Origin of the sequence: Streptococcus entericus DSM 14446, from assembly GCF_000380025.1 — a bacterium.
GTDB lineage: Bacteria > Bacillota > Bacilli > Lactobacillales > Streptococcaceae > Streptococcus > Streptococcus entericus.
In genome coordinates this window covers 1-20318 of sequence record NZ_KB904166.1, presented here as the reverse complement: position 1 = coordinate 20318, position 20318 = coordinate 1, and the positions used below count along the sequence as shown (strand labels likewise).

Below are 20318 nucleotides of genomic sequence, written 5' to 3'. Positions count from 1 at the left end.
TTTTGCTTTGGTAGCTTTACGCTCTTTGTATCTTGATTTTACCAAACGTAGGCAATAACCTCTCCACCAACATTCTTTTGACGAGCTTCTTTATCTGTCAAGAGACCTTCTGACGTAGAGATGATAGCGATACCGAGTCCATTAAGGACACGTGGAATGTCGTCACGTTTTGAGTAAACGCGCAGACCTGGTTTTGAGACACGTTTCAAGTTTGTGATAACGCGCTCACCGTTAGCACCGTACTTCAAGAAGACACGGATGATGCCTTGCTTGTCGTCTTCGATGATTTCGATGTTTTTCACAAAACCTTCGCGTTTCAGGATTTCAGCAATCCCTTTTTTGATGTTTGATGCAGGCACTTCAAGCACATCGTGCTTAGCCATGTTGGCATTACGAATGCGAGTTAAAAAGTCTGCAATAGGGTCAGTCATAACCATTTTATTTTTCTCCTCTTACTAGTAGTTTGCAAGACGCACTTGCTAGTTAATGATGCCCGATGAACGAGCGGTGATGGGTTGAAAGACCTAAATCAGGCTAGGTAGTGGTTGGCAGTAGTCAGCGTAGACGACCGACCACTAACGACGCCTGATGACGGCATTTCAAGCCAGAATTTGAGCACGGACTAAAATCCTAGTGAAAATGATAGACTTCCTAGACGTTCTACTAACGTCGTCGTCACTCTCCTATTTTCATACGGATTTCTTAACGCCCTTTTGCATCATGAGATTACCAAGACGCTTTAGTGACACCTGGAATCTGACCTTTATGTGCCAATTCACGGAATGCGATACGGCTCAAGCCAAATTTGCCCATATAAGCATGCGGACGACCTGTCTCACGGCAACGGTTGTGAAGACGAGTTGGAGATGCATTACGAGGTAATTTAGCTAAACCTTCATAATCACCAGCAGCTTTCAACGCAGCACGTTTTTCAGCATAGCGATCAACAATCTTTTGACGTTTTGCTTCACGAGCAACCATAGATTTCTTTGCCATTATTTTTACCTCCTATATTATTTAGCGAAAGGCATACCAAGGCCTTTTAGCAATGCACGTCCTTCTTCGTCAGTGTTTGCTGTTGTAACGATAACGATGTCCATACCACGAACTTTATCAACATCATCAAAGCTAATTTCTGGGAAGATTAACTGCTCTTTGACACCAAGTGTGTAGTTACCACGTCCATCAAATGATTTGGTTGGAACACCGTGGAAGTCACGAACACGCGGAAGCGAAACAGTTACCAACTTGTCCAAAAATTCGTACATGCGTTCACCACGAAGGGTAACTTTTGCACCGATGGCTACGCCCTCACGAAGACGGAAGCCGGCGATTGATTTTTTAGCTTTGGTGATTAGTGGCTTTTGACCTGAGATAAGTGCCAACTCAGCAGCAGCTTTCTCAAGGTTTTTAGCGTTAGAAGTCGCATCACCCACACCCATGTTAAGAACGATTTTCTCGATCTTTGGCACTGCCATGATAGATGGGTAGCTAAATTGTTCTGTCAAAGCAGGAACAACTTCTTTAAGGTATTTTTCTTTTAAACGATTTGCCATGTTACTTCTCCTTTCCTTCGTGATTAGTCAAGCAGCTCGCCTGATTTCTTGTTGTAACGAACTTTTTTGCCGTCAACAACCTTGTAACCAACACGACCAGCTACGCCATTTTTGTCCAAGACTTGAACGTTTGAAACATGGATAGCTGCTTCTTTTTCAACAACGCCACCTTGAGGGAGGTCGTTGTTTGGTTTTTGGTGTTTTTTAACAAGGGCTACGCCTTCAACGATAACCTTGTTAACTTTTGGAAGTGCGCGAAGAACAACGGCTTCTTTGCCTTTGTCTTTACCAGCGATTACGCGAACTTTGTCGCCTTTTTTTACAAACATGTTTTTCTCCTATATTTTCTTACGCCCTAACGGGCACCCTGCGACTAGCGCAGGGGACTACGTTTGTTTGAAATTAAAGTACTTCTGGTGCCAACGACACAATCTTCATGAAGCCACCTTCACGCAATTCACGTGCAACTGGTCCGAAGATACGAGTACCACGAGGGTTTTTGTCCTCACGGATGATAACGGCAGCATTGTCGTCAAACTTGATGTATGAACCATCTGGACGACGGGCACCCGTTTTTGTACGTACGATAACAGCTTTGACAACGTCACCTTTTTTAACAGCGCCACCAGGAGTAGCTTGTTTTACTGAAGCAACGATAACGTCACCGATGTTAGCGAATTTACGACCTGAACCACCAAGAACTTTGATAGTCAAGATTTCGCGAGCGCCGCTGTTGTCTGCAACTCTCAGACGAGATTCCTGTTGAATCATTCCAATGTTCTCCTTTCAGGCTTAGATAATGACAGCTTCTTCAACAACTTCTACAAGGCGGAAGCGTTTTGTAGCTGACAAGGGACGAGTTTCCATGATACGGACGATGTCGCCTTCTTTAGCAACATTGTTTTCGTCATGGGCTTTGTATTTTTTAGAATAGTTGATACGTTTACCATAAACTGGGTGGTTACGTTTGGTTTCAACTACAACAGTGATGGTTTTATCCATTTTGTCAGACACGACACGTCCAACAAGAACTTTACGGTTATTGCGTTCCATTGACATACTCCTTCCCAATTTATTAGTTCAACTCAGATTGCACCGTTTTGATACGGGCAATTTGTTTTTTGACTTCTTTCAAACGAGCTGTTTTCTCTAATTGACCAGCTGCTGCTTGGAAACGAAGGTCAAATAATTCTTTTTTGAGTTCGTTTTCTTTTTTAGCAAGCTCTTCTTGAGAAAGACCACGAAGCTCTTTGACAAATTCTTGAATTTCTTTAAGTTTCATTGCCTTCTCCTTATTCTGCGTCGCGCTTGATAAATTTCACTTTAACTGGTAATTTGTGACCAGCAAGACGGAAAGCTTCGCGAGCGATTTCTTCAGAAACGCCTGCGACTTCAAACATCACTTTGCCACGTTTCACGGGCGCTACCCAACCTGCAGGTGCACCTTTACCAGAACCCATCCGCACACCGATTGCTTTTTCAGTGTATGATTTGTGAGGGAAGATTTTGATCCAAACCTTACCACCACGTTTCATGTAACGGGTCATAGCAATACGAGCAGCTTCGATTTGGCGGTTGGTGATCCATGAGCTAGTTGTTGCTTGAAGACCAAATTCACCAAAGTCAACTTGTTTACCGCCTTTAGCTTCGCCGCGCATTTTTCCGCGGAACTCACGACGGTGTTTGACACGTTTAGGTACTAACATGTGTTATTTACCTCCCTTAGTGTTTTTGCGAGCTGGCAAGACTTCACCACGGTAAATCCAAACTTTTACACCTAGTTTTCCGTAAGTGGTGTCAGCTTCTTCCCAAGCATAATCGATGTCTGCACGAAGGGTATGAAGCGGAACAGTTCCTTCAGAGTAACCTTCGCTACGGGCAATATCAGCACCGTTCAAACGACCTGAAACCTGAGTTTTAATTCCTTTTGCGCCGGCACGCATCGTCCGTTGGATAGCTTGTTTTTGAGCACGACGGAAAGCCACACGTTGCTCAAGTTGCTTAGCAATGTTAAGACCAACCAAGTGAGCATCAAGATCAGGTTGTTTGATCTCAATGATGTTGATGTGGACTTGTTTGCCAGTCAATTTGTTCAGTTCAGCACGCAGAGCGTCAACGTTGCTACCAGACTTACCGATAACCATACCTGGTTTAGCAGTGTGGATAGACACGATAACTTTGTTCACTGCACGCTCAATTTCGATTGTTGAAATTGATGCTTCAGCAAGCTCTTTGTTGATGAATTTACGGATTGCAAGATCCTCGTGGAGGTAATCTGCGTATTCTTTATCAGCGTACCATTTGGCATCCCAGTCACGGATGATACCAACACGCATACCAATTGGATGTACTTTTTGACCCACGTTCTTACCTCCTTATTTTTCTGACACAACCACTGTGATATGGGTTGTGCGTTTGTTGATTGGTGAAGCTGAACCTTTGGCACGTGGACGGAAACGTTTCATTGTTGGTCCTTCGTTTGCAAATGTTTCAGAAATCACCAAGTTAGCTTTCTCCAAACCGAAGTTGTTCTCAGCGTTAGCGATAGCTGAGTTCAAGACTTTCAGGATGATACCAGCTGCTTTGTTTGGTGTGAATGTCAAGATAGCGATGGCATCCGCAACATGTTTGCCACGGATAAGGTCAAGAACAAGACGTGTTTTACGAGGTGAAACACGGACTGTACGAGCCATTGCTTTAGCTGAAGTAATTTCTGCCATTGTCTCCTCCTCCTATTATTTACGACGTGTTTTCTTGTCGTCTGCCGCGTGACCTTTGTAGGTACGAGTTGGTGCAAATTCACCAAGTTTGTGACCTACCATGTCCTCTTGGATGTATACAGGCACGTGTTTACGACCATCATATACAGCGATTGTGTAGCCGATAAAGCTTGGGAAAATCGTTGAACGACGTGACCAAGTTTTGATAACTTTTTTCTTCTCGTCGTTAGCTTGAGCTTCAACTTTTTTCATCAAATGCTCATCGACGAAAGGTCCTTTTTTAAGACTGCGTCCCATTTTGTAATGTTCTCCTTTAAAATATGTACCACAGCGGCCTGGGAACTGGGCAGAGTCACAAGACCATGTTCAATGTCCAGACGATGCGCAGTTGATTGGTAAGCTCGACGTAGCGAAGCTACTAGAACCGCAATCAACTACTGCGCCAAACTGGTATTTCAATCAAACGATGACCTTGAAACTTCAAGTCCAGTAGAAACCCTACCGAGCTGGCGGAAATCCTGAGGTTGAGTTGTTCTTGTTGCTTTTTGGATAACTAATCAATCTTTTCAAACTCAACCCACAACTAGATAACTGAATTAACTCTTAGCTTATTTTTCGTTGCGACGACGAACAATCAACTTGTTAGAACGCGCTTTTTTGTTACGAGTTTTAAGACCAAGAGCTGGTTTACCCCAAGGGGTAGATGGCGCTTTTCGACCAACTGGTGCTTTACCTTCACCACCACCGTGTGGGTGATCGTTAGGGTTCATAACAGAACCACGAACAGTTGGGCGGATACCTTTCCAACGGTTACGACCTGCTTTACCGATGTTAACGAGTGAGTGTTCACCGTTACCAACTGTACCAATAGTCGCACGGCAAGTTGACAAGATCATGCGCACTTCGCCTGATTGCAAGCGAACAAGGGTGTACTTACCTTCGTGACCCAATACTTGCGCAGAAGTCCCAGCGGCACGAACTAATTCACCACCGCGACCTGGCTTCAACTCGATATTGTGAATCACTGTACCAACTGGGATGTTAGCAAGCGGCAACGCGTTACCTGTTTTAATGTCCGCTTCAGGACCAGAAACGATGCGTTGACCTACTTCCAAGCCTTTTGGCGCAATGATGTAAGCCTTAATCCCGTCTGTGTAATGAACCAAAGCGATGTTTGCAGAACGGTTTGGATCGTACTCGATGGTCTTAACAATTGCTTCAACATTGTCTTTGTTACGTTTGAAATCAATCAAACGGTAGTGGCGCTTGTGTCCGCCACCATGGTGACGAACGGTGATGCGGCCAGCGTTGTTACGGCCTGCTGTTTTCTTCAGTGAAACAAGCAAGCTTTTCTCTGGTTTGTTTGTTGTGATGTCAGCAAAATCCAAAGAAGTCATGTTACGACGGCCATTTGTCGTTGGTTTATAAACTTTAATACCCACGTGATTTCCTCCTTAGATTATTCCGCTTCAGCAGCGAACAACTCGATCGCTTTTGAGTCAGCTGTCAACGTCACGATTGCTTTTTTCGTTTTGCTAGTGAACCCTGCGTAACGACCAACGCGTTTTGCTTTTGGTTTCACGTTAACTGTGTTGATAGTTGCTACTTTAACACCGTCAAAAGCAGCTTCAATCGCTTGTTTGATCAACAATTTGTGAGCGCGAGTGTCAACTTCGAAGGTGTATTTACCTGCTTCAAGAGCAACCATAGACTTCTCAGTAATCACTGGCTTTTTGATAACGTCATACAAATTCATTAGGCAAGAACCTCCTCGATGGTAGAGATTGCTTCTTTAGTAACAAGAAGTTTGTCTGCGTTAACGATGTCAAGCACGCTTGCTGTTTTAGCTGTTGCCACTTTAACACCTGGGATGTTACGAGCTGACAATTCAGCGAATTTGTTACCTTCTTCAAGGATAACAAGCACTTTTGAATCGATAGCAAGAGCTGCAAGCACGTTTGCAAATTCAGCAGTTTTTGGAGCTGCGAATGAAAGGCTATCTACAGCGACAAATTTCTCTTCAGCCACTTTAGCTGAGTAAACTGATTTCAAAGCAAGGCGACGCATTTTTTGCGGCAATTTGTAGCCGTATGAACGTGGAGTTGGTCCGAAAACCACACCACCGCCACGCCATTGTGGTGAGCGGATTGACCCTTGACGGGCACGTCCAGTTCCTTTTTGGCGCCATGGTTTGCGACCACCGCCTGATACGGCTGCACGGTTTTTAACCGCGTGTGTCCCTTGGCGAAGGCTAGCACGTTGGCTGATAATTACATCAAAGACAACTGATTCATTTGGCTCGATGCCGAACACCGCTGGGTTAAGCTCGATGGAGCTCAACTCTTTACCAGTTTGGTCGAATAATTTTACATTTGCCATGTTAACTGATTTCCCCTTTCCTTATTATTTAGCAGCTTTGACTGCTGATTTAACGATGATAAGAGATTTCTTAGCACCTGGAACGTTACCTTTAATCAAAAGAACGTTTTTCTCTGGAATAACTTGTACGATTTCAAGGTTTTGAATCGTCACACGGTTGCCACCCATACGGCCTGCAAGGTTTTTACCTTTGAAGACACGGTTAGGCGCTACAGGACCCATTGATCCTGGACGACGGTGGTAACGAGAACCGTGAGCCATTGGACCACGAGATTGACCGTGGCGTTTGATGACACCTTGGAAACCTTTACCTTTAGATGTACCAGTAACATCTACAACATCTCCGGCAGCAAATTGCTCAACGGTGATTTCTTGACCAACTTCCAAGCCTTCAATGTTTTTGAATTCACGAATGAAGCGCTTAGGAGTCGTGTTTGCTTTTGCAGCGTGACCTTTGGCAGGTTTGTTGCTCAATACTTCGCGTTTGTCATCAAAACCAACTTGAACAGCTTCGTAACCGTCTGTCTCAAGAGTTTTCACTTGAAGCACCACGTTTGGTGTTGCTTCGATGACAGTAACAGGGATAAATTCACCAGTTTCAGTGAAGATTTGAGTCATTCCCACTTTTTTCCCTAAGATTCCTTTTGTCATGAGAACATGTTTCCTTTTCAGATTTTATTAAAAAGTTTTTAATGAGCGTTTTTCATGCTCAAAAAAGTTTTTTAGGAGCGTTTTTTGTGCTCCGTCTCATCAAATTAAAGTTTGATTTCGACATTTACACCACTTGGCAGATCGAGTTTCATCAAAGCATCAACTGTTTTTTGAGTTGGGTTGATGATATCAATCAAACGCTTGTGGGTACGCATTTCGAACTGCTCACGAGAGTCTTTGTACTTGTGAGTCGCACGAATAATCGTGTAGAGGCTACGCTCAGTCGGAAGTGGTACTGGGCCAGCAACTGTCGCACCAGTGCGAGTAGCTGATTCTACGATTTTTGCAGCTGCCGTGTCAAGAGTACGGTGTTCGTACGCTTTCAAGCGGATGCGGATTTTTTTGTTTGCCATCTTTGTCTCCTTTTCGTCTATATAAGATATAGGCTAGCTCCCCAAGAAAACCAACACGAGTTGCGTGGCAATGCAACCGAGCGTGTCGCAACCTCTTGGCTCAAGGCTAAGGCTGTTTTTTTACAGCACTCCTAGTATTCTACCAGATATGCTAGGAGATTGCAAGAGTTTCGACTTATTTTTTTACAAAAAATATAAAACAACCTGCTTCTAATTAAAAAAGACTCACTGATTACGTCAGCAAGTCATTGTTTGGCCTTTCTCCCAACTAATCCTGATAAAACAAGATGGTACTAAGGTGCTTCACAAAGTGCGTTCTAAAGGCGAGTTGCAATCGGACAGTATCGTAACTAAGCTCTGGAAAATTATTCAGTAGTTCTGTAAGAACATATTGCCCTTCTGTGTCCCAGTCGCTAATCAGCCACAAGTTCTTAGCATATAAGGCTCGCATATGTTGGACAATCGCTTGAACCTTTGAATAATGGAGTTCTAAAGTAGAAATAGTAGAATAAGTGTAATGCATGGCTTTCTCCTTTTGATGTTGATGGTTTAATTATAGCGACTGTTAAAAAGAAAAAACAGGACAAAACCGTCCTGTTTAAACTGTTATGACTTATGACTCGTCATTTGCCATACGCTCTTTGATCTCATCATAGGATAAAGCATGTGGCGCCTCAACTTGTTCGTCCATATCCTTGGGCATACTACCTGTTTCATAAAGCGATTTGATTTGGGCTGCATCTAGGGTTTCGTGCTTAATCAAAGCCTGAGCAATGATTTCCAGCTTGTCTAAGTTAGCGGTGATAACCTCTGTCGCCTTGTCCATAGCTTCTGTTAGAAGGTGACGGACTTCAGCATCAATGAGAAGTGCTGTCTCATCAGAGTAAGACTTATCTGGTACGCCTTGTCCTGGGAGGATAGCATGATTACCCTGATACTGAACAGGTCCAAGTTTGTCGCTCATCCCATACTCAGTGACCATGGCACGCGCCAGACCAGTCGCTTGTTCAAGGTCGTTTGAAGCACCTGCTGTTTGGATGTTAAACTTGAGTTGCTCTGCTACACGACCACCCATGAGACCTGCCAACTGCTCCTTCATTTCGTCCTTAGAATGAACCATCTCATCTTCTTTAGGAAGAGCGAGCATATACCCACCTGCACGGCCACGAGGAACAATGGTAACCTTGTGAACATCACGAGCATTGGACAAGACTAGACCGACAACGGTATGACCCGCCTCGTGATAAGCAACCACCTCATTTTGATGTTTAGAGCGCTGCCTATCTTTTTTAGACGGACCAGAGATGACACGATCTTCTGCTTCATCAATATCACTGGCATCAATTTTGGTCTTGTTGCGACGTGCGGCGACTAGGGCAGCTTCATTAAGGACGTTTTCTAGGTCAGCACCAACAAAACCTGGGGTATGTTGGGCAACAACTTTCAAATCAACATCATCTGCCAGAGGCTTGTTCTTAGCATGGACACGCAGAATAGCTTCGCGACCCTTGACATCTGGTCGTCCAACCAAAACTTTGCGGTCAAAGCGTCCCGGACGCAAAAGAGCCGGATCCAGCACATCTGAACGGTTGGTCGCTGCGATGACGATGATACTTTCATTGCCTTCAAAACCATCCATCTCAATCAAGAGCTGGTTGAGGGTCTGTTCACGTTCGTCATTACCCCCTCCCATGCCTGCGCCACGTCGGCGACCGACCGCGTCAATTTCATCGATGAAAATAATGGCACGCTCTGCCTTTTTAGCGTCTTCAAAGAGCGAACGCACACGGCTAGCACCGACACCGACAAACATCTCAACAAAGTCAGATCCTGAAATTGAGAAGAACGGAACACCCGCTTCACCAGCCACCGCTTTGGCAAGCAGGGTTTTACCTGTTCCTGGGGGACCCTCAAGGAGAATACCTGCTGGAATCCGAGCACCTAAATCCTTGTATTTCTTAGGGTTTTTAAGGAAATCAACAACTTCAACCAGCTCTTGCTTTTCTTCTTCTGCACCCGCAACATCAGAGAAGCGGATTTTGACATCGCCTTTGTTAGCTGGTTTGATTTTGTTACGACCGAAGCTCATCGGATTGCGGCCACCACCGCCTCCTGCACCGCCACCCATCATGGTCGTTAAGAAAAACATCATGAGGACAAGTGGCAAGAAACTCATCAAGACAGAAACCCATGTTCCCGTAGAACTTTCAGGAATAACCTTTAAACTGGTTTCTTTACCCTTGGTCGCTTCCTGTATGGTTTGCAAGGAAGTCTCGCTAGTCAACAGGGTAGCAGAAAACTTTTCAACCGTAATAGTTGGACTTCCAAAAAAGGAAAGTTCGCTTGTTTCTTTGACCTTTTGCGGTTCCTTATAGGTTCCGGTGACCTTAATCACACTACCGGCAGGCTGATAGGTGATGTCTTTAACTTTATCTTCCTCAATCGTTTTAATCAAGGTTGAGTAGTCTATCTTCTGGCTTGTTGTTCCATTTCCTAAAAAGAAATACTGAAATCCAAAAATCAAGGTTACAATCGTGATGATGTAAAGAAATGGATTTCTGACAAAGCCATTTGGTTTTTTATTATTCATCTAAACACTTTCTATTACTTGTTATAAACATCTTCTTTCAAGATACCGATGTAAGGTAGGTTACGGTACTTTTCCTCGTAGTCAAGCCCAAAACCGACAAGAAACTCATTCGGTACTCGGCAACCAACATAGTCAGCTTGGATATCAATGACCCTAGCTTCTGGCTTATCAATCAAAGTCACAATCTTGATAGAAGCAGCTTTCCTATACTCAAACATATCACGCAGATACCTCAGCGTGCGACCAGTGTCAATGATATCCTCGACGAAAATCACATCACGCCCTTCGATATTAGTATCAACGTCCTTGATAATTTTGACTTCACCACTGCTAGACACGCCACCATGATAGCTTGATACCACCATAAAATCTAACTCAACATGGGTATCGATATGCTTAATCAACTCAGCCATAAAAGGAATGGCACCTTTTAGAACACCGACCAGAAGTGGCGTTTTGCCGGCATAGTCTTCGGTCAGTTGCTTCCCTAAGCGTTTGGCTTCCGCAACAATCTGCTCATTGGTATAAAGAACCGTTTTAATATCCTGCTCTAACATCTTTGTCTCCTTGTCTTACAATCGTTACACTGAACCTCATTATATCACGTTTCGGGTCTTTTCTCAAATAAGTTTTATCACTGGTCACAACGATTTCAATCTGTCCGTGTTGTTCTATCACGAGAGCCTTATGGCGGTCTTGTAGCGGTAGCTTATCATCGATAAACAGGCGCGATAGTTTTTTGTGAAAATGGCCGAGCTGAATCTTATCGCCAGCCAAAGGCGACCGTATGAGCAAGGCCGATGAATCTGGCAACAAGTAAGCGGACTCTTGATTTTCAGAAAAAGCAATCGAAAAATCATTGAAAACCACTTCTTCTCCATAGTTTAACACGATGGGTGGCTGAGGCAAATCCGTCTCAGGATTGATTTTTTCGATTCGCCAATGGCTGTAATCCTTTATCAACCAGTAGCCGTTTTTTAACGGGGCACGGTAATTAGCTTTTGTTCTTAAAACAGTCAAGACTTGTTGGTACTGAGCCTTACTCAAGGCTAAATCAGCAAAAGACGATAGGTAATCCTGCAACAAAAAATATTGAACTGCTGGTGTTTGCTGCCTGAATGTCGCTACCGTTGTCGCAGACAGTCCCTGACTTAGGTCAAACAAGGCCGCAAAGAGCAAGGAACTTTCCTCACCCAGCTCTAACAAGTGCTGGTCAAGTTTTGGACTTTCCTGCCGCAAATAAGGTAAATACTCCAAACGAACACGATTTCGGGTATAAGTAGGCTCTTGATTAGACTGGTCTTCAAAGTGTTTGATAGCTGGAAAATCTGACTTAGAAAAAGAAAGCAAGGGACGAATCAGTTGCCCGTGCCCGAAGGATTGAACCTCTTTTATCCCAGATAAATGCCGCAGGCGGCTCCCCCGCAACAGCCTCATCAAAATCGTTTCAACCTGATCATCACGATGATGCCCCGTCACCAAAGCAGTATAGCCCTGCTCTGCCATGATATGAGAAAAAAAAGCATACCGAAAATCACGTGCTTTTTCTTCTGAAAATGCTCCTGAAAAATGAGCGACAAAAATAGGCAACTGCAACCGCTCCGCCAAGCTACGCAGATGGTTTTCTTCGTCAGTTGACTCAGGCCGTTGCTGATGGTTGACATGAGCAATTCCCAGCTCAATCCCCAGCTCCTCACGCCAGTCATAAAGAAGGTTGAGCAAGGTCATAGAATCCAAACCTCCCGAAACAGCAACCAATACCTGTTGATGATGGGTAAAATAGCCCTTAGCCAAGAAGTGCTTTAATAGTTTTTTCTTCATTTATTTCAATAGATTGTAAACGTCATTAGCAATGGCAGTGATCTCATCATAGGAACTATGGGCGGTCAGAATAGATAAAACAAAGGGACGCTCTGCATAGACGACGGCAACATCATGACGGAATTCATCGGCATCACCTGTTTTATGGGCAACAGTGACTGCGATGTCTTTTGAGATACGGCTATCATCAAAAGCTGTCTCTGTCATATAAGTCAGTGCCTCTCCACCCTGGTGATAAAGCTCTGCCATCATCTGTCCAGCTATCTTAGCTGATAACTCTCGCTTCACCATATCCCATTCATCACCAAGCAACAGCCAAATATCCGTTTGAAAAGCCCTGTTCAGCTGATCTGCAACATAGTAACCTAGCATGTTACTTGCCACATTATCTGATTGCTTGGTCACTGCCTTTAGCAAGTCCTCAACAGTATAGTCCTTGCCGTCTGGTATCTTGCTAATATTCCCAGCCCCTTCAGGGTCATAAAATCCTCTAGACCGATTGACCTCTGGTACGTACTTAAAGGTATCTGACAGCTTAATCGCACCGTCATTGAGCTGTCTTTGGGTCTCATAAATCGTCGCTAGTTTGGTGATGCTGGCACCATACATCCGTTGTTCAGCATTGACGCCTGCTTCTGCACCATCATCTAAACGCTGAATGTAAATAGACAAGTTGTTTTTTTGGTACTTGTCCAATAGCAGAGCTTGAACAACGTCAATGGGATCAGTGTACAGCTCTTCGCTCGATACCCAACCCTTACCAGCAATCAGGTAATAGACCCCATCATGGGTGGTGGCTTGTTCTGTGACGAGTAGCTGCTGACGGGCTACCAAGTCTGTTTTGACTTCTTTAGTCCCGATAACATAGGGCTTATCATAGACTGTTGCCCCTGCTTTCAACCAAACGGTCTGTGACACCTGTTCTCTACTCAACTCCACATCATCAAACACCACCAACTGACTGGCTTCGATAAAGTGACCATCGGCTAGCTTGAAAACCGGCAAGAGGTTGTCGTTGATGATTAGCTCCTTAATGACAAGAGACTCATCAGCAGAAACCAGCTGACCAAACTCGGTTAGGTTTTTATCCAGATAAGGCCGTGTCTCTTGAAAGAGGCGAGGATTCTTTGGAATCGTCGAAAAATCTGATGTCCGTGCTAGAAAACTCTTTTTTTCAGCCTCGGTCAAAACGAGCTCATGCTCTGTGCTAATGATGGTCAGAGGTGCCAAAAAAACAGGCAGAACCATCAGGGCTAACAGTTTTTTCACAGCTCCTCCTTCCTATGCGTCAGTCTGTTCTCTCAGTTCTTGGTTCTTCTCAGCTAATTCTTCCAGCTTGTCATCTGAGTAAGCCAGAAATTTTTCAATTGTTTTAATTAAATCGTCCATTATTTTGGTAATAAATCAGGCAAGAGGTAGACCGTCTCACCTTCTAGTGAATAATAGTATTTAGCGCGAGCGTATTTCTCAACATACTCTTCATTTTGTAGCCGCCGTGCCAACTCTTTTTGCTTGGCCGTCTCAGTTTGGACGTCTTTATAAGCCTGCTTGAGTGTCTCAATTTCAGCTTTTTTTTCGTTGAGTTTGACGTAACTTGCCACCATATTGTAGGTTGGCAGGATAAAGAGCAGGACAATCAGCACCATGGTAACACCTAAGAAACGGTGGTGTTTTTTCGTCTCCTCAGCCTGATAACGCCTCTTTAGTTGCTCGTCTTGGATAAACTCATTATTGATTTGGACAACTTTAGACGTCTTCATGATCCTCTATCCTCGTTTCGCTGATGATGTCGTACATCTTGCTTGCGTCTTCTTTCTTGGTACTATCCAACATCTCCAGAACACGCACGGTCAAGAGCTTGTTCCCAAAGCGGATTTCCACCTCGTCATTTGTTTTCAGGCCTGTTGACGATTTTGCCAAGATGCCATTGACCTTGATTCGTCCCTTGTCTGCGACTTCCTTGGCCACTGTCCGTCGCTTGATAATCCGCGACACCTTCAAATACTTATCTAATCTCATGGGTTCACCTCCCTAACTATCCTATTTTATCACTTTTTTGGAAAAATAGCAGAGCTAAACACAGAAAAAGTGAGCCTAAACTCACTTTTACTAGAATAATAATGCCGACACAACTGTACCTGCGAAGAAAATCAACCAGATGGAGAAAATCAATTTTACCGTGAACCAAATATCCCCACGAACACTGGGCTCATGTTTTTTCTTATTGTCCAAGAAGTTGAGAATATCGGCATAGGTTCTAAAATCTTGACTTTTCCAGATATGAAAAATCTGCGCATGTGCATAAAGTAAAGGAATAGCTAACAAGCTAATTAAAAGAGTAAATTGAATATCTGTCAACAAAAATCTTGTTGGATAAGCGATAGAAAAGATAAAGAAGGAAATACCAGCAATAATCACCCATTTTTTGAATTGTTTTTGATTGACCTGATGTTTCATCTCATCAATGTCTCCTTTTACTAAATCATCCAAGGATACATCAAAATAGGTCGCTATCAAGAGCAGGCTGTTGATGTCGGGATAGGTTTGTCCCCTCTCCCAGTTGGAAATGGTTTGGCGGGACACATAAAGTTTCTCCGCCAACTCTTCCTGTGATAACCCCCTTTCTTTTCTAAGTGACACTAGTCTGCTTTGTAGTTCCATTGTGATGTCCTCCTTGGTGATACTAACTTACCGCTTTTACTCCCAGTTTACCATAAAATCCCTTTGTCAGGGAGGTTTTTCTGTGACAAAATCCTTTGACAAGGGCTGTTTTTAGTGACAAAAAGGTTTACAACCTTGACAATGTTGTAAACCTTTCTCACTTGTTAAAAATTGACCTCATCTGGATTGGACTGGTTCTTCACACCGTCCAATTTATCCAGTATAGCAACATCTTCTGGGCTGAGGGTCAGACCAAAGCAGTCGAGGTTGGCTGCGATATTGGCTGGAGTAGCTGATTTAGGAAGAGGAAGGAAGCCTTTTTGCAGCGACCACACCAAGGCAAGCTTACCGACAGGTACCTTGTAGCGCTCTGCCATTTCCTCCACAAGAGGGTTCCCAAAAAGTGTTCCCGTTCCAAAAGGACTATACGCCTCCAGCAAGATCCCATGCTGCTGACAAAGGGCAACCAACTCCTCCTGAGTAGTGCCTGGCGCTAGGAGCACCTGATTGACATGGGGGATAATATCAGCCGTCTCAAGCAAGGCCTCAATGTGGTGGGGCATGAAGTTTGACACACCAATTGCTCGGATTTTACCTTCCTCGTAGAGGTCTTCCAAAGCAGACCAGACTTGGGCGTTACGGTTCCGCCAACACTCAGCACCCTGATCACGGAGACTCTTAGGATTTGGCCAGTGGATCAGTACCATGTCCAGATAAGTGACACCCAGCTTATCCATGGACTCTAGCACAGAGTCCCTCGCACTGTCATAGTCTTGCTTATCATTCCAGACTTTGGTCGTCAAGAAAATATCCTCACGCGCCAGATTGCTGTCTGCAATGGCACGACCAACCGAGCGCTCATTGCCATAAATCTGCGCTGTGTCAATATGCCTATAGCCTACTGCAAGAGCATTTTTTACTGCCTCATAGGCATCCTCCCCCTCTGGAATCTGCCAGGTTCCAAAGCCAATCTTTGGAATAGCAACGCCGTTCGTCAATGTATAATGTTCCATCTAAAACCTCCTGTTACTGATAGGTCTATTATAGGTTAATTGCCGAGCAGAGGCAAGAAAGTGGTATCGTAAACGTTCTTGGAATGAGTGATGATTTTCTTTTCACCAGCTATCAACCGAGTAAAATGGCTATTTTGCCCTCGAGATTAGGCTAGCGTTAGAACAGCTGACCGGCTTGCCTAACAACCTATCAAAAAAAAACCATCTATACTACAGACGATTAGCTGCAGAATAGATGATATAGGTTAGTACAAATTTAATACAAATCATGGTAATAATCAATTTCCCACTGGGAAACAAAGCTGGCATAGCTTGTCCACTCGGATGCGCTTGGCCTTATAAAAATTGGTAAAGATATGTTCTCCCAAGACAGAGCGAACAACATCAACAGTTTATCATCCGAGTAATGTTTGATTGAGGCTAGCGAGCAATGCCTTTCATCTTTGCCCCCTGAACAATCAAGAAAAGACCTAAGCTAGCCACCAAAACAAAACTAATTTGAACACCTAACACCCCAGTAAATTCACTCAGGGAAACCATACTACCTGCAAGAATGTAACCAATTGGGTGAGCCATGGCAATAAAGCCTGAATAGGAGCCAATTTTATTCTGATCCATCATGTCTGCCCGTAAAACTTGACTAGCTGGAACATTGATCATCTCACCTACCGTATAAACGACAGCTGACAACAAAATCAACCAGAGGTTTTTGAAGGTAAAGGCCGAAAAGATACCCACCGCAAAAATCGTCCCTCCTAAGACCAACTGAGGAATCAGTTTCATCGGTTTAGTCAAACGGTTAGCTGTTGTCATCAGAAACACAATCATGATTGTGTTGATTAAAACTGCTAAGCTCAGCAATTTTGCCCCAGTTATCTCAATACCAAAGACCACCGTCGGCTGGTAGATGGTTTTGTAATGAATGGGAATATAGTTGTCAATTTGAGTCCAGACCGCCGAAAAGAGAACGACTCCAAGCGTGTACACCATAAATGCGCGATCCTTAACCACCTCACCATAGTTCTTGACGGTGGAAAGTAGCCCTTGACCGTGATGAAAGACAAAATCAGCCGGTCTGGTCTCCTCAAACTTCCAGAGCATGATGAGATAAGTGACAGCCGCAATACCTGTCATGGCCAAGAGCAATTCAAAGAAGTGTTTGTCATAAAAGGCACCAGCAACACCTGCTCCCAGCATCACCGCTACATTGAGAATCCAATAACTAATGGTGTAAACAAAGCGACGATTCCCCTCATTAGTTAAATCAACAATCATAGCATCATAGGCAGGATGGGCAAAGTTGGAGAAAACTTCCACCGTAAAAATCCCAACAAAGGTTAATAGCGGCTGAACCTGACCAGGAATATTAGCAAATAAGGTCACCAGGTAGCCAATCAAAACACCCAGATTGCCCCAATCCGTTACTGTTTTCCGCCCCAGCGAGTCTGCCAAGTGACCGCCATAAAGAATGGCGATAAAGCTGGCCGCCTGAGTCCCCATGACTAAAAGCCCCGTCACAAAAGCCCCAAAATACTGGACGTAATACATGGACATAAAGGGAAAAATAGCAGAGCCTAAAATAATGGAAACAAACCGCAAACCTTCTCGCCATTGGAGTTGCTTGGGTAAAGAGAAAAATTCTGTCATGGTTATCTTTCTAAACTATTGTTTCTCCCCATTTTAACACAAAAAGCGGCTGAAAGCCGCTCCCGCCGATCATCCTATCGTTAATTGGTTAACTGGGTTTAATACAAATCAAGGTAATTATCAATTTCCCACTGGGAAACAAAGCTGGCATAGCTCGCCCACTCGATGCGCTTGGCCTCATAAAAATTGGTAAAGATATGTTCTCCCAAAGCAGAGCGAACAACATCAGATGTTCGGAGTGCTTTTAAGGCATTGTGCAAGGTTGACGGCAAATCAATAATGCCTGCAGCACGGCGTTCCTCTCTGGACATGCCATAAATATTAGTCTCAACCGGCTTAGGGGCTTCAATCTGATTAACAATTCCATCCAAACCAGCCTCAAGTAAGACCGCCATAGCCAGGTAAGGGTTGGCTGTCGGATCAACCGAACGTAGCTCCAGCCGTGTCCCCATTCCTCGGCTAGCAGGAACACGAATGAGTGGTGAGCGGTTGCGACCAGCCCAAGCAATATAGACAGGTGCTTCAAAGCCTGGAACCAGACGTTTATAGGAGTTCACCGTTGGATTGGTGATGGCAGTGTAGCTATAAGCATGTGCCATCAAGCCACCAAGGAAATAATAAGCGTCTTGCGATAGCCCCATTCCCCTTGGGTCTTTTGGATCGTCAAAGGCGTTGCCTTGCTCATTAAAAAGGGACATGTTGCAGTGCATTCCTGAACCAGCAATGCCGTATTTGGGCTTGGCCATAAAGGTCGCGTACATGCCGTGCTTACGAGCGATGGTCTTGACAACCAGCTTAAACAACTGAATATTATCACAGGCTTTCAGGACATCGGCATACTTGAAATCAATCTCGTGCTGACCGACAGCACATTCGTGATGGCTGGCTTCGACTTCAAACCCCATCTGGGTCAAGACATTGACAATCTCGCGTCGGGTATTGTCCGCCAAATCTGTTGGTGCTAAATCAAAATAACCACCCTTATCATTGACTTCCAGGGTCGGAGCTCCTTTTTCATCTAGCTTAAAGAGGAAAAACTCAGGCTCTGGACCAAGGTTAAAGGAAGTGTAGCCTAGCTCTTTCATATGCGATAGCGCTCGTTTCAAATTGCCACGCGGATCTCCAGCAAAAGGCTCACCCTCGGCTGTATACACATCGCAAATCAATCCTGCCACCGCACCATTCTCATCTCCCCAAGGAAAAACAATCCAGGTGTCTAAGTCGGGATAAAGGTACATGTCAGACTCATTAATCCGGACAAATCCTTCGATGGAGGAACCGTCAAACATGGCTTTGTTTGATAACACTTTTTCTAGCTGTTCTGGCGTTGCAGGAATTTCAACGTTTTTCATCGTTCCTAGAATATCTGTAAACATTAAACGTAAGAACGTGACATTTTTTTCTTCAACTTGTCGGAGAATATCCGCTTTAGTGATGGTCATAACTACTCCTCTTTGAAAATCTAACCTCTATGAGAAAACGGTGTGGATGATGTCGAAAATCGACTCTGCGACTGCAATTCATCTCGCAAAATGCGCCGCACATCGTCATCTGTTAGAGATGGTTTTGGTTGAACAAACTGCTGTTCACGCTGAGCATACTCTCTCTTTATCGCAGCAATATTTAACCCCTCAGCAATAAAATCCTTGATTTCCAAGAGCCTGTCCATATCGTTCAACGAATATAGTCGTCTATTGCTGTCTGTGCGTTCAGGTGTTAATAACTCCTGATCTTCATAGTAACGAATCTGTCGTGCGGTCAGGTCCGTCAACTTCATCACACTACCGATTGGAAAAATAGCTAACGACCGGCGAAATTCCTTCTCTTTCATGATGTTCTCCTCCTTAACTCATTATAAAAGTATTGCCCAAAAATGTCAATAGACTCATGTCACAATTTATGACATGAGTCTATTTTTTAAGCATATTTTTCCATGTTGCCAAATCGCCATTGACCAAAATAGCAACAAAAACTCCAACAAAAGTCTGAAGAATTCTGGTAACAACGTAGAGCGACGTGCTACCAGCAGGTGCCGCCAAGGAGATAATCAGCAAAGCAGATACCGAACCAATGACCCCTGACGCGTTTGTCAAGGCGACATTTAACACAATCGTCAACATGGTTAATACTGGTAGCAAGATAATCCCAACAAGCGGATGGTGGCCAAACCAGCCACTCACCACATAAAACACCAAGGCTAACAGCCCACCTATGGTATTGCCCAAAATACGGGACGCCCCGAAGGACAGGCTCTTATCAAAGTCTTCACGCAGACTAAAGACAGCGCTCAAGGCTGCAATCTGAGCTCCTCCCCAGTCTAGCCAGCCAAAAATGACCAACACCAAAAAAACCGCTAAACCAGTCTTAGCTGTGCGCATGCCAATTTTCAATTTACTTTTATCAAATTTGAACCTCATACGTCCATTATACCACAAGTCAATGGGTCATTGGTCGTTTAGTCAACCATCTCTCGAACAAAAAAGACTTGCAACGTCAAACCTGTTACAAGTCTTGTCGAGTTTTTTCAGAAAATCCGTAATGTCTAATCAGACAGTTTGCAATGCTGATCCCATGGAAACCCATCGTCACTAAACAAAAACATACTAAGATTAGTAGTGAGGAAATCTCCGACGGGAGAGAGTACTCACTACTTTTTTCATTCTCAAGATGATAAAGTAGAGGTGTCTTGTTAAGTCGTGGGGCTTTTTGACGCTAGACGTCGCAACAAAAACTGGCAAGACACCTGTTTTAGAAAGAATGTTATCAAAGTATGTGGGACGCTAGACGTCGAGTATTGAAAATGACATCTCTAAAACAAGGAATCATTCAAGACAAAGAGGTAGTATCATGCGTGCAGTTTTCGGGAT

The 20318-nt window shown here is 44.1% G+C and carries 30 protein-coding genes; all 30 read right to left on the bottom strand.

Features of this window, described 5'->3' with window-relative positions; all coding sequences use genetic code 11:
* Positions 1-38: 38 nt before the first annotated feature.
* Positions 39-437 (bottom strand): 30S ribosomal protein S8, encoded by a 399-nt coding sequence (gene rpsH, locus A3GW_RS0105005; protein ID WP_018368206.1) that lies wholly within the window; start codon positions 435-437, stop codon positions 39-41.
* A 289-nt stretch (positions 438-726) separates the two neighbouring features.
* Positions 727-996 carry a 30S ribosomal protein S14 gene (rpsN, locus tag A3GW_RS0105000; RefSeq protein WP_018368205.1) on the bottom strand — a complete coding sequence of 90 codons (270 nt, stop codon included), beginning with the start codon at positions 994-996 and terminating at the stop codon, positions 727-729.
* A gap of 17 nt (positions 997-1013) precedes the next feature.
* Positions 1014-1556 (bottom strand): 50S ribosomal protein L5, encoded by a 543-nt coding sequence (gene rplE / locus A3GW_RS0104995; RefSeq protein ID WP_018368204.1) that lies wholly within the window; start codon positions 1554-1556, stop codon positions 1014-1016.
* 23 nt (positions 1557-1579) lie between these two features.
* Positions 1580-1885, bottom strand: coding sequence for a 50S ribosomal protein L24 (gene rplX, locus A3GW_RS0104990; protein ID WP_018368203.1), 306 nt, complete (start codon positions 1883-1885; stop codon positions 1580-1582).
* Between the two features lie 73 nt (positions 1886-1958).
* On the bottom strand, positions 1959-2327 hold the full coding sequence (gene rplN / locus A3GW_RS0104985) for a 50S ribosomal protein L14 (RefSeq protein ID WP_018368202.1): 369 nt from the start codon (positions 2325-2327) through the stop codon (positions 1959-1961).
* Between the two features lie 21 nt (positions 2328-2348).
* Positions 2349-2609, bottom strand: coding sequence for a 30S ribosomal protein S17 (gene rpsQ / locus A3GW_RS0104980; RefSeq protein ID WP_000440801.1), 261 nt, complete (start codon positions 2607-2609; stop codon positions 2349-2351).
* Positions 2610-2631: 22 nt separating this feature from the next.
* Complete coding sequence (rpmC, locus tag A3GW_RS0104975; protein ID WP_018368201.1) at positions 2632-2838, bottom strand: 50S ribosomal protein L29; 207 nt, start codon at positions 2836-2838, stop codon at positions 2632-2634.
* Between the two features lie 10 nt (positions 2839-2848).
* Positions 2849-3262, bottom strand: coding sequence for a 50S ribosomal protein L16 (gene rplP / locus A3GW_RS0104970; RefSeq protein WP_018368200.1), 414 nt, complete (start codon positions 3260-3262; stop codon positions 2849-2851).
* Between the two features lie 3 nt (positions 3263-3265).
* Positions 3266-3919, bottom strand: a complete 654-nt coding sequence (gene rpsC / locus A3GW_RS0104965) for a 30S ribosomal protein S3 (RefSeq protein WP_018368199.1) — start codon at positions 3917-3919, stop codon at positions 3266-3268.
* Positions 3920-3931: 12 nt separating this feature from the next.
* Positions 3932-4276, bottom strand: coding sequence for a 50S ribosomal protein L22 (gene rplV / locus A3GW_RS0104960; protein WP_018368198.1), 345 nt, complete (start codon positions 4274-4276; stop codon positions 3932-3934).
* Between the two features lie 15 nt (positions 4277-4291).
* Positions 4292-4573, bottom strand: a complete 282-nt coding sequence (gene rpsS / locus A3GW_RS0104955) for a 30S ribosomal protein S19 (RefSeq protein ID WP_000533766.1) — start codon at positions 4571-4573, stop codon at positions 4292-4294.
* A gap of 311 nt (positions 4574-4884) precedes the next feature.
* Complete coding sequence (gene rplB, locus A3GW_RS0104950; protein ID WP_018368197.1) at positions 4885-5718, bottom strand: 50S ribosomal protein L2; 834 nt, start codon at positions 5716-5718, stop codon at positions 4885-4887.
* Between the two features lie 17 nt (positions 5719-5735).
* Entirely contained in the window at positions 5736-6032 is a 297-nt protein-coding gene (locus A3GW_RS0104945; RefSeq protein WP_018368196.1) for a 50S ribosomal protein L23, read from the bottom strand.
* Positions 6032-6655 carry a 50S ribosomal protein L4 gene (gene rplD, locus A3GW_RS0104940; RefSeq protein ID WP_018368195.1) on the bottom strand — a complete coding sequence of 208 codons (624 nt, stop codon included), beginning with the start codon at positions 6653-6655 and terminating at the stop codon, positions 6032-6034. Before rplD ends, A3GW_RS0104945 begins: the two co-directional genes overlap by 1 nt.
* Positions 6656-6679: 24 nt before the next feature.
* Entirely contained in the window at positions 6680-7306 is a 627-nt protein-coding gene (gene rplC, locus A3GW_RS0104935; protein WP_018368194.1) for a 50S ribosomal protein L3, read from the bottom strand.
* 104 nt (positions 7307-7410) lie between these two features.
* Positions 7411-7719, bottom strand: coding sequence for a 30S ribosomal protein S10 (gene rpsJ / locus A3GW_RS0104930; RefSeq protein ID WP_018368193.1), 309 nt, complete (start codon positions 7717-7719; stop codon positions 7411-7413).
* A gap of 268 nt (positions 7720-7987) precedes the next feature.
* The gene (locus A3GW_RS0104925; RefSeq protein WP_018368192.1) at positions 7988-8242 is read right to left on the bottom strand and encodes a hypothetical protein; all 255 of its coding nucleotides are present in this window, start codon (positions 8240-8242) and stop codon (positions 7988-7990) included.
* Between the two features lie 90 nt (positions 8243-8332).
* Entirely contained in the window at positions 8333-10309 is a 1977-nt protein-coding gene (gene ftsH, locus A3GW_RS0104920; protein ID WP_018368191.1) for an ATP-dependent zinc metalloprotease FtsH, read from the bottom strand.
* Positions 10310-10323: 14 nt separating this feature from the next.
* Complete coding sequence (gene hpt, locus A3GW_RS0104915; protein WP_018368190.1) at positions 10324-10866, bottom strand: hypoxanthine phosphoribosyltransferase; 543 nt, start codon at positions 10864-10866, stop codon at positions 10324-10326.
* The gene (gene tilS / locus A3GW_RS0104910) at positions 10847-12130 is read right to left on the bottom strand and encodes a tRNA lysidine(34) synthetase TilS (protein WP_018368189.1); all 1284 of its coding nucleotides are present in this window, start codon (positions 12128-12130) and stop codon (positions 10847-10849) included. Before tilS ends, hpt begins: the two co-directional genes overlap by 20 nt.
* Positions 12131-13399: a serine hydrolase gene (locus A3GW_RS0104905; RefSeq protein WP_018368188.1), complete on the bottom strand. Its 1269-nt coding sequence runs from the start codon at positions 13397-13399 to the stop codon at positions 12131-12133. It lies immediately after the preceding gene.
* A gap of 12 nt (positions 13400-13411) precedes the next feature.
* Positions 13412-13519: an SP_0009 family protein gene (locus A3GW_RS10850; RefSeq protein WP_018368187.1), complete on the bottom strand. Its 108-nt coding sequence runs from the start codon at positions 13517-13519 to the stop codon at positions 13412-13414.
* Entirely contained in the window at positions 13519-13890 is a 372-nt protein-coding gene (locus tag A3GW_RS0104895; RefSeq protein ID WP_018368186.1) for an FtsB family cell division protein, read from the bottom strand. Before A3GW_RS0104895 ends, A3GW_RS10850 begins: the two co-directional genes overlap by 1 nt.
* Complete coding sequence (locus tag A3GW_RS0104890) at positions 13877-14149, bottom strand: RNA-binding S4 domain-containing protein (RefSeq protein WP_018368185.1); 273 nt, start codon at positions 14147-14149, stop codon at positions 13877-13879. The genes A3GW_RS0104895 and A3GW_RS0104890 overlap by 14 nt, the downstream gene beginning before the upstream one ends.
* A gap of 90 nt (positions 14150-14239) precedes the next feature.
* Complete coding sequence (locus tag A3GW_RS0104885; RefSeq protein ID WP_018368184.1) at positions 14240-14791, bottom strand: helix-turn-helix domain-containing protein; 552 nt, start codon at positions 14789-14791, stop codon at positions 14240-14242.
* A gap of 164 nt (positions 14792-14955) precedes the next feature.
* Positions 14956-15804: an aldo/keto reductase gene (locus A3GW_RS0104880; protein WP_018368183.1), complete on the bottom strand. Its 849-nt coding sequence runs from the start codon at positions 15802-15804 to the stop codon at positions 14956-14958.
* A gap of 420 nt (positions 15805-16224) precedes the next feature.
* Positions 16225-17451 (bottom strand): MFS transporter, encoded by a 1227-nt coding sequence (locus A3GW_RS0104875; protein WP_018368182.1) that lies wholly within the window; start codon positions 17449-17451, stop codon positions 16225-16227.
* A gap of 98 nt (positions 17452-17549) precedes the next feature.
* On the bottom strand, positions 17550-18893 hold the full coding sequence (gene glnA, locus A3GW_RS0104870) for a type I glutamate--ammonia ligase (protein ID WP_018368181.1): 1344 nt from the start codon (positions 18891-18893) through the stop codon (positions 17550-17552).
* Between the two features lie 20 nt (positions 18894-18913).
* Positions 18914-19282 (bottom strand): MerR family transcriptional regulator, encoded by a 369-nt coding sequence (locus A3GW_RS0104865; protein WP_018368180.1) that lies wholly within the window; start codon positions 19280-19282, stop codon positions 18914-18916.
* A gap of 79 nt (positions 19283-19361) precedes the next feature.
* A complete protein-coding gene (locus tag A3GW_RS0104860) occupies positions 19362-19868 on the bottom strand; it encodes an FUSC family protein (protein ID WP_018368179.1) in 507 nt (168 codons plus the stop codon).
* Between the last annotated feature and the right edge of the window lie 450 nt (positions 19869-20318).